This is a genomic window from Cupriavidus sp. SK-4 (assembly GCF_000611125.1).
Taxonomy (GTDB): Bacteria; Pseudomonadota; Gammaproteobacteria; order Burkholderiales; family Burkholderiaceae; genus Cupriavidus; species Cupriavidus necator.
Genome location: NZ_JFJW01000065.1, coordinates 33,142 through 44,663, shown reverse-complemented (window position 1 = coordinate 44,663; position 11,522 = coordinate 33,142). Strand labels below are relative to the sequence as shown.

At 66.7% G+C, this 11,522-nt stretch carries 12 protein-coding genes and 1 tRNA gene; 6 read left to right on the top strand and 7 right to left on the bottom strand.

Annotated features, from left to right (window positions below; all coding sequences use genetic code 11):
• The first annotated feature begins 34 nt into the window (after nt 1–34).
• A complete protein-coding gene (locus CF68_RS13665; RefSeq protein WP_035819601.1) occupies nt 35–409 on the top strand; it encodes a hypothetical protein in 375 nt (124 codons plus the stop codon).
• A gap of 43 nt (nt 410–452) precedes the next feature.
• Here the strand turns inward: CF68_RS13665 and CF68_RS13660 are convergent.
• Nucleotides 453–542, bottom strand: a tRNA-Ser gene (locus CF68_RS13660).
• A gap of 287 nt (nt 543–829) precedes the next feature.
• On the opposite strand from CF68_RS13660, the gene CF68_RS13655 reads away from it, so the two are divergent.
• Nucleotides 830–1,327, top strand: coding sequence for a glycine zipper 2TM domain-containing protein (locus CF68_RS13655; RefSeq protein WP_010809232.1), 498 nt, complete (start codon nt 830–832; stop codon nt 1,325–1,327).
• Nucleotides 1,328–1,405: 78 nt separating this feature from the next.
• Here the strand turns inward: CF68_RS13655 and hemW are convergent, their stop codons facing one another.
• The 5 genes from hemW to CF68_RS13630 all read right to left on the bottom strand — a co-directional run bounded on the left by hemW (nt 1,406) and on the right by CF68_RS13630 (nt 6,101).
• On the bottom strand, nt 1,406–2,638 hold the full coding sequence (gene hemW, locus CF68_RS13650) for a radical SAM family heme chaperone HemW (protein WP_035819599.1): 1,233 nt from the start codon (nt 2,636–2,638) through the stop codon (nt 1,406–1,408).
• A complete protein-coding gene (rdgB, locus tag CF68_RS13645) occupies nt 2,635–3,252 on the bottom strand; it encodes an RdgB/HAM1 family non-canonical purine NTP pyrophosphatase (protein ID WP_035819597.1) in 618 nt (205 codons plus the stop codon). Before rdgB ends, hemW begins: the two co-directional genes overlap by 4 nt.
• 15 nt (nt 3,253–3,267) lie before the next feature.
• Nucleotides 3,268–3,987, bottom strand: a complete 720-nt coding sequence (gene rph / locus CF68_RS13640; RefSeq protein ID WP_018312358.1) for a ribonuclease PH — start codon at nt 3,985–3,987, stop codon at nt 3,268–3,270.
• A gap of 96 nt (nt 3,988–4,083) precedes the next feature.
• Entirely contained in the window at nt 4,084–4,998 is a 915-nt protein-coding gene (locus CF68_RS13635; RefSeq protein ID WP_010809228.1) for a PP2C family serine/threonine-protein phosphatase, read from the bottom strand.
• Between the two features lie 56 nt (nt 4,999–5,054).
• On the bottom strand, nt 5,055–6,101 hold the full coding sequence (locus tag CF68_RS13630) for a serine/threonine-protein kinase (RefSeq protein ID WP_035819595.1): 1,047 nt from the start codon (nt 6,099–6,101) through the stop codon (nt 5,055–5,057).
• Between the two features lie 189 nt (nt 6,102–6,290).
• On the opposite strand from CF68_RS13630, the gene CF68_RS13625 reads away from it, so the two are divergent.
• From CF68_RS13625 to CF68_RS13610, 4 genes are all read left to right on the top strand, one after another.
• On the top strand, nt 6,291–7,226 hold the full coding sequence (locus tag CF68_RS13625; protein WP_018312355.1) for a YicC/YloC family endoribonuclease: 936 nt from the start codon (nt 6,291–6,293) through the stop codon (nt 7,224–7,226).
• A 31-nt stretch (nt 7,227–7,257) separates the two neighbouring features.
• On the top strand, nt 7,258–7,920 hold the full coding sequence (gene gmk, locus CF68_RS13620; protein WP_035819593.1) for a guanylate kinase: 663 nt from the start codon (nt 7,258–7,260) through the stop codon (nt 7,918–7,920).
• A 105-nt stretch (nt 7,921–8,025) separates the two neighbouring features.
• Nucleotides 8,026–8,229, top strand: coding sequence for a DNA-directed RNA polymerase subunit omega (rpoZ, locus tag CF68_RS13615; protein WP_006578656.1), 204 nt, complete (start codon nt 8,026–8,028; stop codon nt 8,227–8,229).
• A 196-nt stretch (nt 8,230–8,425) separates the two neighbouring features.
• Nucleotides 8,426–10,837, top strand: a complete 2,412-nt coding sequence (locus CF68_RS13610) for a bifunctional (p)ppGpp synthetase/guanosine-3',5'-bis(diphosphate) 3'-pyrophosphohydrolase (protein WP_035819638.1) — start codon at nt 8,426–8,428, stop codon at nt 10,835–10,837.
• 49 nt (nt 10,838–10,886) lie between these two features.
• On the opposite strand, the gene greB is transcribed toward CF68_RS13610, so the two are convergent.
• Complete coding sequence (gene greB / locus CF68_RS13605; RefSeq protein ID WP_035819591.1) at nt 10,887–11,456, bottom strand: transcription elongation factor GreB; 570 nt, start codon at nt 11,454–11,456, stop codon at nt 10,887–10,889.
• Between the last annotated feature and the right edge of the window lie 66 nt (nt 11,457–11,522).

Below are 11,522 nucleotides of genomic sequence, written 5' to 3'. Positions count from 1 at the left end.
GGCAGGGCGGCGGCGTCCGCGCTATGCTAGGTGCATGCTCCGCTATTGCCGCTCGCCCCTGTGTCTGGTCGTCGAAACCCGCTGGCTGATACCGCGCGGGTTTGACGGCTTCACGCCCGGTCCGCTGATCCTGCTGCGCCCCGGCGCCAGCCAGGCGCTGATCGAGCATGAGAAGGTGCATGTGCGCCAGTTCTGGCGCAGCTGGGGCCTGATGGGCGTGCTCTACCTGGCCAGCCGGCGCTGGCGCCTGCGCTATGAAGTGGAGGCCTACCGCGAACAGCTGCGGCACAGCCCGCGGGGCGCGGCGCATGGCCTGGCGCGCGTGCTGGCGTGCAAGTACCGGCTCAGGATTTCAGAAGCCGAGGCGTACCGGCTGCTGACGCAAGACCTGCACGGCGATGCCGAATGAAAACGGCCCGCACCAGTCACTGGCGCGGGCCGTTTCTCTTGTCTGGCGGAAGCGGTGAGATTCGAACTCACGGATGGGTCACCCCATCGGCAGTTTTCAAGACTGCTGCCTTAAACCACTCGGCCACGCTTCCTGGAAGTGCGGGCATTGTAGCGCGAAAGGGCATGGGCCCCGCGCGCTGCCGCCTGCAGACCTGACGGTCAGGCCGCGCATTATACAAGGCCCGCGTGGATCGATGGTGGTCTTGTGCTGCGGCACGCAGGCGCGCGTAAACTTCCTGCCACATCCACTGCCGCGGATGTCGGCGTCTGTCTGACATTACGGAACCTTCACATGCCGGCATCGCTCATATTGTCGTGCCGGATGGCGCGGTGTGTGCCGCATCCCCGGCTTTCGCCTGGCAACAGAGGAGAACTCAAAATGCGAATCCATAGCAAGAAATGGCTGATCGTTCCGGTGGCCGCAGCGGCTGTGCTGGCCGGTTGTGCCGCGCCGTATGACAGCGGCTACAACACCGGCTACAACGCCCCGCCTCCGGGGTACCAGACTCCCAACACCTCGCAGGCTCCGGCTGGCGCGGTGTACTACGGCCGTGTGGAATCGATTGAACCGATCACCAGCACGCAAGGCAGCTCGGGCCTGCTCGGCACCGTGATCGGCGGTGCGGCCGGCGGCCTGCTGGGCCACCAGATCGGCGGCGGGCGCGGGCAGACCGCGGCGACCATCGGCGGTGCCGTGGTCGGCGCCGTGGCCGGCAACCAGATCGAGAAGCGCGCGGGCAGCAACACCCAGACCGCGTACCGCGTCAACGTGCGCCTGGATGATGGCCGCATCGCCACGGTGACGCAGTCGAGCCTGGGCAACCTGCAGGTGGGCATGCGCGCACGCGTGGCCAACGACATGGCAACGCCGTACTGATATGCCAGCCTGACGTTTGCCAGCATGTAAAAGGCCACGCATCGCGTGGCCTTTTTTTGTGCCGGTGCAAGGCGGCGCTCAGTCCTTCAGGAACATCTCCTGCAGGTCGTTGAGGAAGCGCCGGCCCAGCTCGGTGGGGCGGATGGTGGTCAGGTCCGCTTCCAGCAGCCCTTTCTTTTCTGCCTCGGCCAGCTGCTTGCTGATGGTGTGCAGCGGCAGCCCGGTGTAGTCGTGGAAGCTCGATGCCGGCACGCCATCGGTCAGGCGCAGGGCGTTGAGCATGAACTCGAACGGCAGTTCGTCGGCGCCGACATCGCGCGCTTCCTGCACGGCATTGCCGGCCAGCGCCCGCTCCATGTAGGTGGCCGGATGCTTGTGCCGCATCTGGCGCAGTATCCGATGCGGGAACGACAGCTTGCCGTGCGCGCCGGCGCCGATGCCGAGGTAGTCGCCGAAGCGCCAGTAGTTCAGGTTGTGGCGCGCCTCGCGATGCGGCTTTGCATAGGCCGAGGTTTCGTAGTGCCGGTAGCCGGCCTCGGCCGTTCGCGCTTCGATCCAGTCCTGCATCTCGTACGCGCTGTCGTCGTCCGGCAGCGCGGGCGGGAATTTGGCGAAGAGGGTGTTGGGCTCCAGCGTCAGGTGGTACAGCGACAGGTGCGTGGTGCCGTACGACAGCGCGGCTTCCACATCCTGCCGGCATTCCTCCAGCGTCTGGCCGGGCAGGGCGTACATCAGGTCCAGGTTGATGTTGTCGAAGCTGGCCTGGGCGATGTCGATCGCCTTGCGCGCCTCGGCACCGCCGTGGATGCGGCCGAGCGCCTGCAGGTGCCGGTCGTTGAAGCTCTGGATGCCGATCGACAGCCGGTTGATGCCGCTGGCGCGGTAGCTGGCGAACTTGTCGGCCTCGAAGGTGCCGGGGTTGGCCTCCATCGTGATCTCGGCGTCGGCATCCAGCGGCAGCAGCGCGCGGATATCCGACAGCAGCCGGTCCATGCCTGCCGCCGACAGCAGGCTGGGCGTGCCGCCGCCGATAAAGACCGTATGCACCGGCCGGCCCCACACCAGCGGCAGCGACTGCTCCAGGTCCGCGCGCAGCGCGTCCAGGTAGATATCTTCCGGGATCTCGTGGTAGTCGGCGCCGGGTGCGGCGTGCGAGTTGAAATCGCAATACGGGCACTTGCGCACGCACCACGGGATATGCACGTACAGCGACAGCGGCGGCGAGCCGGGCAGGCTGATCTGCCCGGGCTTGAGCCAGAGCTGCTTGCTGTCCACGGGCATGGACGCGGAGACCGGTACGATCGGGATCATCGGGTGGCGCTTTGCGCGGCATCGGCCTGCAGCCGTGCCACCAGCGCGCGCAGCGCCTGGGCCCGGTGGCTGACCGTGTTCTTCTCTTCGGGCGACAGCTCGGCGGCGGTCTTGCCCAGGCGCGGCAGCAGGAAGTGCGGGTCGTAGCCAAAGCCGCCCGCGCCGCGCGGCGCGTCGACGACCTCGCCGTGCCAGAGGCCTTCGGCAATGATCGGGCAGGGGTCTTCGGCGTGGCGCACGAATACCAGCACGCAGTAGTAGTGCGCGTGGCGGTTCAGCTTGCCGGCCAGTTGCGAGACCAGGTGCGCATTGTTGGCGGCATCCGACTTGGCCTGCCCGGCCATCTGCGCATAGCGCGCGGAATAGACGCCGGGCGCGCCGTCCAGCGCCTGCACGCAGATGCCGGAATCGTCCGCCAGCGCGGGCAGCCCGGCCAGCCGGCTGGCATGGCGGGCCTTGGCCAGCGCGTTCTCGACAAAGGTGGCAAAGGGCTCTTCGGCCTCGGGAATGCCCAGTTCGCCCTGGGGCACCACGTCAAAGCCAAGCGGAGCCAGCAGCGCGCCGAATTCGCGCAGCTTGCCGGCGTTGTTGGAAGCCAGTACCAGGCGTTGCATCGCGGGTCCCGCTGCTCAGGCCAGGCCGAGCGCTTCGCGCTGGTGCTGCACCAGGCGGGCGATGCCGGCTTCGGCCAGGCGCGTCATGGCGTCCAGGTCGGCGCGGCTGAACGGCGCGCCTTCGGCGGTGCCCTGCACCTCGACAAAGCCGCCGCTGCCGGTCATGACCACGTTCATGTCGGTGTCGCAGCTGCTGTCCTCGGCGTAGTCCAGGTCCAGCACCGGTACGCCGTCGACCATGCCGACCGAGACCGCGGCAACATGGTCGCGGATCGGGCTGGCGGCGATCAGGCCATCGCGCAGCATGGTAGAAACCGCGTCATGGGCGGCGACGAAGGCGCCGGTGATGGCCGCGGTGCGGGTGCCGCCGTCGGCCTGCAGCACGTCGCAGTCCAGGTGGATGGTGTATTCGCCCAGCGCCGCCAGGTCGAACACCGAGCGCATGGCGCGTCCGATCAGGCGCTGGATTTCCTGGGTGCGGCCGGTCTGCTTGCCGCGCGCGGCCTCGCGGTCAGAGCGGGTATGCGTGGCGCGCGGCAGCATGCCGTATTCGGCCGTGACCCAGCCTTCGCCGCTGCCCTTCTTGTGCGGCGGCACCTTGGCCAGCACGCTGGCGGTGCAAAGCACCTTGGTGTCGCCAAAGGCACACAGGACGGAGCCTTCGGCGTGGCGGGTGTAGTGGCGGGTAAGGCTGATGGAACGCAGCGCATCGGCTGCGCGGCCGCTGGGTCGCATGGGATGGTTTGTCCGAATCGGGGAGAGACCGCGATTCTAACGCCGCCAGCCCTGGAGCGCTGCACAGTTGCCCCGGCGCGCCGCCGGGGCAAGGCATTACCGCATCAGGTTGCTGGTCTTGTCGATGGCGGCGCGGATCTCGGCGATCGAGCGCTCGATCTCCTCTTCGGACAGCAGGTCGCTTTCCGAGCCGGTGCGCTCCAGGATCGAGGTGGTGAAGGCGTTCAGCGGCAGGGTGTCGGTCATGACCGAATCCTGCCCCGCCGCATTGCTGTCCAGTTCCCACATCATGGCGATGCCGGTGGTGTTGTCGGCACCTTCGCCGGCGTTCTGCAGCGCCTGCTCAATCAGCGCCGGCACCGCCTGCACCACCGACAGGCGCGACAGCTTGTCCACCAGCGCGGGCTCTTCCAGCGCGCCCCACAGGCCGTCGGAGCAGAGCAGGGCCACGTCGCCCGGCTCCAGCCGCACCGGGCCGCCCAGGTCGATCAGCGGCAGGTTGGGCGAGCCCAGGCAGTTGTAGAGCTTGTTGCGCTCCGGGTGGTTGGCCACGTGCATCGGCAGCACGCGCTCCTGCTGCAGCAGGTTCTCGATCTTGGAGTGGTCGCGCGTGCGCGTCAGCAGCCGGCCCTTGCGCAGCAGGTAATAGCGCGAGTCGCCGGCGTGGGCCCAGTAGATCTGGCCCTGCTGCACCAGGCAGCAGACCACCGTGGTGCGAGGCACGTCCGCCATCTGGTTGGCTTCGGCATAGCGGTGGATCTCGCGGTGGGCCAGCATGATGGTGTCCTGCAGGAACTCGGCCGGGTTGCGCACCGTGGGCCGCGCCTGCACCTGGAACTGGCGCGCCAGCGTCTGCAGCGCCTGCTGCGCGGCGACTTCGCCGTGCGCATGGCCGCCCAGGCCGTCGGCCAGCACCATCAGCAGCGCGTCGCGCGTGAAGCAATAGCCCATGCGGTCCTGGTTGACGCGGCGGCCGCCTTTCCTGCTTTCCTGGTAGACAGAGAATCGCATGTTGGCTTTCAGGGAATTCAGTGGACTGGCCGCAAGCGGGGCGCCAGATTTGTGATTCAGTCGACGCTCGCGCCGGGGACGGGTTCGTCACGCCGGCGCAGCAGGGTCAGGAAGCGCGATGTCGCCGCGGGCCGCTCCGCCGGTGCCATGGCCGGGGCTTGCGTCTGCGGCGCCAGCGTCTGCTCGCCCAGGGCGTTGGTTTGCTCGCGCAACTCCTTCTGCAACCGGAACACGCTCTGCGGGCGCTCGGCCGGCGTCAGCCGCAGGCACCATTCGACCAGGTCCACCAGCCCGTTGGTGTAGCTGCTGCGCAGCCGCGCCAGGGCTTCGCCCATGCGGTCTTCCTTTTCGCGCTGGTTGGCTTCCTGCGGCGGCATGCCGGCCATGCAGGCATAGAGCGTGGCGCCCAGGCTGTAGACATCGGTCCACGGGCCCAGGTCGGAATGCTTGCCATAGAGCTCGGGCGCGGCAAAGCCGGGGGTGTACATCGGCTGGAAGCGGGCCGCTTCCATGGTCAGGGTCTGCCGCGCGGCGCCGAAATCCAGCAGGATCGGGGATTCGTCCTCGCGCAGGTAGATGTTGCCGGGCTTGATGTCCAGGTGCAGCAGCTTGTGGATATGGACCTCGCGCAGGCCGCTCATCAGGTCGTGGAAGACCTTGCGCATGAAATGCTCGCGCAGCACCTTGGGGCCGCCTTGCTGCCGCGCGGCCAGCACGTGCTCCTGCAGCGTCTTGCCCAGCTCGTAGTTCATCACCATGTAGACGGTGGAATTCTCGCGGAAGAAATTCACCACGCGCACCACGCTGGGATGGGAGATGCGGGCCAGCGAGCGGCCCTCTTCAAAGAAGTACTTCAGGCCCAGCCGGAACGCCGCGGCGTTTTCCTCGGGCACCACGGGGATGAGTTCGCCCGGGTTGCGCCGCGCCAGCGAAGCTGGCAGGTATTCCTTGATGGCAACCGGTGCGCCGGTATCGTCGGTGGCCAGGTAGACGAAACTGAACCCCCCGCTGGCCAACTTCTTTACAATACGATAGTTGGACAACAGCGTGCCGACGGGCAGCGGTGCACTCTTCGGTTGTGTCGTGCCCTTTGGCTCTGTCATGGGAATAGGGACCTGATTTGCCTCCGGATTGTCCCGGCTAATCGGTCACTTGTAAAGAACACAAATAAGGGCATTGTTGCCCTCCTTTCAACGTATTGAGAGCGTCCCCGGGACCCCGTGCGGGGCGCTCGAGGCGGGCTCCGCGGGTCGCCAGCAGCCCGGGGCCGCCGCCATTCACGAGAACATCCAATGATCCACAGCATGACAGGCTATGGCCTGGCGACGCGCCAGGCGCCATTGACCAACGCGCAAGGCGAGCCCAGCGGGCGCTCCGCGTCCGTTTCGGTGGAATTCCGCACTGTCAATTCGCGTTTCCTCGACCTGTTGTTCCGGGCCCCGGAAGAGTGCCGCGCCTTCGAGCCGGCCCTGCGCGAGATGCTGATGGCCGAGCTGTCGCGCGGCAAGCTGGAATGCCGCATCAACCTGCAGCGCACCGACGCCGGCGGCGCCACCCTGGCCCTCAACGAAGGGCTGCTGGCGCAGATCCGCGCGCTGGAAACCACCGTCGCCGCCACCTTCGCCAGCGCCGGCACCCTGCGCATGGGCGAGATCCTGCGCTGGCCGGGCGTGCTGGTCGAGCCGGAACTGTCGCAGGAGGCACTGCGCGAGGCGGTGCTGGGCGCCGCGCGCGAGGCGCTGGACCAGTTGCTGGAAGCCCGCCGCCGCGAAGGCGACGCGCTCAAGGCGACGCTGGTGGAGCGCATCGACGCCATGCTGGCGATCGTCGAGCGCCTGACGCCGACCATTCCGCAGCTGATCGCCCATCACCAGGACAAGCTGACCGAGCGCCTGCAGGAAGCCTTCAACCTGGCCGCGCCCACCGGCATGCCGTCGATGAGCCGCGACGAGATCGCCGAGCGCATCCGCCAGGAAGCCACCGTCTACGGCATCCGCATCGACATCGCCGAAGAGCTGTCGCGGCTGCAGGCGCACCTGAACGAGACCCGGCATATCCTGAAGAAGGGCGGCCAGGCCGGCAAGCGCCTGGACTTCATGATGCAGGAGCTCAACCGCGAGGCCAACACGCTTGGCTCCAAGGCCGCCGCCAAGGAACTGGCCGATGCCTCGATGGAGCTCAAGCTGCTGATCGAGCAGATGCGCGAGCAGGTCCAGAATCTCGAATAAAGACAGCCCCAGGAATCACCAAAGAATCATCATGAGCCCAACGCCTCAATCCGTGCCTCACACTGCCATCGATACCGTCTACCCCGGCAACCTCTTCATGGTGGTGGCGCCGTCCGGAGCCGGCAAGTCGACGCTGGTCAACAAGCTGCTGTCGCAGGACCCGGCCATCCGCCTGTCGATCTCGCACACCACGCGCGCACCGCGCCCGGGCGAGCAGGACGGGCGCGAGTACCACTTCGTCACGGTCGACGCGTTCCGCACTGCGCGCGACCGCGGCGACTTCCTGGAATGGGCCGAGGTCCACGGCAACTACTACGCGACCTCGCGCGTGTGGATCGAGCAGCAGATGGCGCAGGGCAACGACGTGCTGCTGGAAATCGACTGGCAGGGCGCGCAGCAGGTGCACCAGCGCTTTTCCAACGCGGTCGAGATCTTCATCCTGCCGCCGTCGCTGACGGCGCTGGAAGAGCGCCTGAAAAAACGCGGCCAGGATGAGCCCAATGTGATCGTGCGCCGGCTGCTGGCGGCGGGCAGTGAAATGGCCCACGCCTCGGAGTCGGACTACGTCATCATCAACGAGGTCTTCGATGATGCCTTGGAGCAGCTGCGCAACGTGATCAGCGCCACGCGGCTGCGGTTTTCCTCGCAGAAAGCGCGGCATACGGAGCTGTTTATCGAGCTGGGCATCCACTGAGCCGATGCCTGCCGATGACAGCCGCGCGGGGCGCCGCCGGCGATTTCCGCCGCGTGCTGTAAAATAGCAACCCAACGTAAGGTTTTGTCCCAAGGTGGATTTGATATGGCGCGTATTACCGTCGAAGATTGTCTGAAACACATTCCGAATCGTTTCGAGCTCGCGCTGGCGGCCACGTATCGTGCCCGTCAGCTGGTGCAGGGCCACACGCCCAAAGTCGAAGCAAAGGACAAGCCGACTGTGGTGGCACTGCGCGAGATCGCGTCGGGCCAGGTCGGCATCGAGATGCTGAAGAAGGTCCCGACCTGATTGGTCAGGCGGCCCATGGCTTATCCTCGCATCGTGCCAGCACGTATCCAGCCGGATTCCAAGGGCCGCCGTCATGCCTTCGCCGCATTCGCCCTCCAAGCCTCCCTCCCAGCCGTCGCCGACTGCCGTGGCGCCGGCGCTTGGCGATGCGGCCCCGCCTACGGCGCGTAAGCGCACCATTCCGGGCCAGCCCTCCGTGAACGCGCGCACCGGCGCTCCCAATCTTCCCGATCCGCTCGGCGGCGATGTCGTCGGCGAACGTGCCGTCGCGCCCGCGCTGGCGCCAGGCAAGGCCAGGGGCGCGGCGCTGCAGGACGAGCTGGCAGCGATGCAGGATGTGGCGCCGGCGGCTGACAGCCTGTTTATCGACGCAGTGCTGGCGCAGTCATACCGGCACTTCTTCGGTCCGACCTCGCAGCCGGCGGTGCCGCCGCGCCAGCAGGTCATCTCCATCACCCGGCTGATGGAGAAACTCGCGTACCTGAAGGTGCCCGACCTGGCGCGCGTGCGCGAGGCCTTCCAGTTCTCCGACGAAGCCCACCTGGGCCAGTACCGCCAGAGCGGTGAGCCCTACATCACCCATCCGGTGGCGGTGGCCGAGCTGTGCGCGGACTGGAAGCTGGATGTGCAGTCCATCATGGCGGCGCTGCTGCACGACGTGATGGAAGACCAGGGCATCACCAAGAGCGAGCTGGCCGAGAAATTCGGCCCCAAGGTCGCCGAACTGGTCGATGGCCTGACCAAATTGGACAAGCTCGAATTCCAGAGCCGCGAGCAGGCGCAGGCGGAGAGCTTCCGCAAGATGCTGCTGGCGATGGCGCGCGACGTGCGCGTGATCCTGGTGAAGCTGGCCGACCGTACGCACAACATGCGCACGCTCGACTTCGTGCCGCCGGAGAAGCGCCGCCGCATCGCGCTGGAGACCATGGAGATCTATGCGCCGATCGCGCACCGTCTCGGTCTCAACACGATCTACCGCGAGCTGCAGGAGTTGTCCTTCAAGGTCGGCTCGCCGTTCCGCTACGCCACGCTGGAGAAAGCCGTCAAGGCCGCGCGCGGCAACCGCCGCGAGGTGGTCAAGCGTATCCTGGAAGCCGCGCAGAAAGGGCTGGCCGACGCCGGCATCGTGGCCGAACTGTCCGGGCGCGAGAAAACGCTCTACAGCATCTACCGCAAGATGCACGACAAGCAGCTGTCGTTCTCGCAGGTGCTGGATGTATATGGTTTCCGCGTGGTGGTGGAAACGCAGATGCACTGCTACATGGCGATGGGCGCGCTGCACGGGCTGTACAAGCCCATGCCGGGCAAGTTCAAGGACTACATCGCCATCCCCAAGATCAACGGCTACCAGTCGCTGCACACCACGCTGGTGGGCCCGTTCGGCACGCCGGTGGAGTTCCAGATCCGCACGCGCGACATGCACCAGATCGCCGAGGCCGGCGTGGCCGCGCACTGGATGTACAAGCACCAGGCCGATCACGCCAACGATATCCAGCAGCAGGCGCACCAGTGGCTGCAGTCGCTGCTGGACATCCAGAGCCAGACCGGCGATTCGCAGGAATTCCTCGAGCACGTCAAGATCGACCTGTTCCCGGATGCGGTCTACGTGTTCACGCCCAAGGGCCATATCCGCGCGCTGCCGCGCGGCGCCACCGCGCTGGACTTTGCCTACGCGGTGCACAGCGACCTGGGCAACCAGTGCGTGGCGGTCAAGATCAACAACGAGCTGCTGCCGCTGCGCACCGAGCTCAAGAGCGGCGATATCGTCGAGGTGGTGACGGCACCGTACTCCAAGCCCAATCCGGCGTGGCTGTCGTTCGTGCGCACCGGCAAGGCGCGCGCGGCGATCCGCCACTACCTGAAGACCACCAAGCTCGACGAAGCCATCCAGCTCGGCGAGCGCCTGCTGGAACAGTCGGCGCGCCAGCTCGGCTTCGAGCTCAAGGCGGTGCCGCAGTCGGTGTGGGACCGCATGGTCCAGTGGACCGGCAACAAGCAGCGCGAAGACATCTTTGCCGACCTGGCACTGGGTCGGCGCGTGCCGGCGGTGGTGGCCAAGCGCATGGAGATCCTGCTGCAGGAGCTGTCCGGCGATGTCGACAGCGCGCTGCTGGCGGCGGTGCAGACCTTTGCCGGCGAAGAAGCGCCCGCGGTGCCGATCACCGGCGACGAAGGCATGTCGATGATCTTCTCGGCGTGCTGCCGTCCGATCCCGGGCGATTCGATCGTCGGCTACCTGGGCAAGGGCGAAGGGCTGCAGATCCACGTGCAGGACTGCAAGATCGCCAAGCGCCTGCACAGCAAGGATCCTGAGCACTGGATCGACGTGATGTGGGCCAAGAAGACCACACGCGCCTTCGACGTGTCGATCAAGGTGATGGTGCGCAACGTCAAGGGCATCGTCGCGCGCGTGGCGGCCGACCTGACCGCCGCCGATGCCAACGTGGCCCACGTGGCGATGGAGCAGCAGGACGCCGGCCACCAGGAAGCCACCTATATGCAGTTCATCATCCAGGTGCAGAACCGCCTGCACCTGGCCAACGTGATGCGCGGGCTGCGCCGCAACCCCGACGTGATCCGCATCTTCCGCGACCGCAACGACGGCTGAGCGCCGCTCGGCGGCGCGTGATTACTCGGCGCCGCGCGGCGACGCGTGATTACTCGGCGCCGCGCGGCGACGGGTAGCGGACTTCCAGGATATCGATCTGCTCGACCCCGGCCGGCGTGCGCAACGCCACGGTGTCGCCCTCGCGCGCCTTGATCAGCGCCTTGGCGATCGGCGAGATCCAGCTCACGTGGTTGCTGTCCAGGTCGACTTCATCCATGCCGACGATGGTGATGGTGGTTTCTTCGCCGGCGCGATTGGCGTAGGTGACGGTGGCGCCGAAGAAGATCTGGTCGTTGTCGCCCTGCAGGGACGCGTCGACCACTTCCGCCTTGTCCAGGCGGCGCGTCAGGAAGCGGATGCGGCGGTCGATCTCGCGCAGGCGCTTCTTGCCATAGAGATAGTCGCCATTCTCCGAGCGGTCGCCATTGGAGGCCGCCCACGACACGATCTGCACCACATCGGGCCGGTCGACGTCGATCAGCTGCATCAGCTCATTGCGCAGGCGGTTGTAGCCTTCGGCGGTGATGTAGTTCTTGGTGCCGGGAGGTAGCGGCGTTGCGCCTTCGGGGAGATCGTCGTCCTCGTCGCCGGACGACTCTTTGACAAATGCCTTGTTCATGTTCCGGATCACTTCTTGGGTCTGTCATTATAGGAAAACGCCACAGGCGAACCTCGCCGGCGGGCA

Bases quoted from the DNA above. Each gene is read 5' to 3' on its own strand.
- gmk (WP_035819593.1), top strand. From the start codon at position 7,258: ATGAGCCCAACGCCTCAATCCGTGCCTCACACTGCCATCGATACCGTC.
- CF68_RS13655 (WP_010809232.1), top strand. From the start codon at position 830: ATGCGAATCCATAGCAAGAAATGGCTGATCGTTCCGGTGGCCGCAGCG.
- rpoZ (WP_006578656.1), top strand. From the start codon at position 8,026: ATGGCGCGTATTACCGTCGAAGATTGTCTGAAACACATTCCGAATCGT.
- hemW (WP_035819599.1), bottom strand. From the start codon at position 2,638: ATGATCCCGATCGTACCGGTCTCCGCGTCCATGCCCGTGGACAGCAAG.
- rph (WP_018312358.1), bottom strand. From the start codon at position 3,987: ATGCGACCCAGCGGCCGCGCAGCCGATGCGCTGCGTTCCATCAGCCTT.
- CF68_RS13635 (WP_010809228.1), bottom strand. From the start codon at position 4,998: ATGCGATTCTCTGTCTACCAGGAAAGCAGGAAAGGCGGCCGCCGCGTC.
- CF68_RS13665 (WP_035819601.1), top strand. From the start codon at position 35: ATGCTCCGCTATTGCCGCTCGCCCCTGTGTCTGGTCGTCGAAACCCGC.
- CF68_RS13630 (WP_035819595.1), bottom strand. From the start codon at position 6,101: ATGACAGAGCCAAAGGGCACGACACAACCGAAGAGTGCACCGCTGCCC.
- CF68_RS13625 (WP_018312355.1), top strand. From the start codon at position 6,291: ATGATCCACAGCATGACAGGCTATGGCCTGGCGACGCGCCAGGCGCCA.
- greB (WP_035819591.1), bottom strand. From the start codon at position 11,456: ATGAACAAGGCATTTGTCAAAGAGTCGTCCGGCGACGAGGACGACGAT.
- rdgB (WP_035819597.1), bottom strand. From the start codon at position 3,252: ATGCAACGCCTGGTACTGGCTTCCAACAACGCCGGCAAGCTGCGCGAA.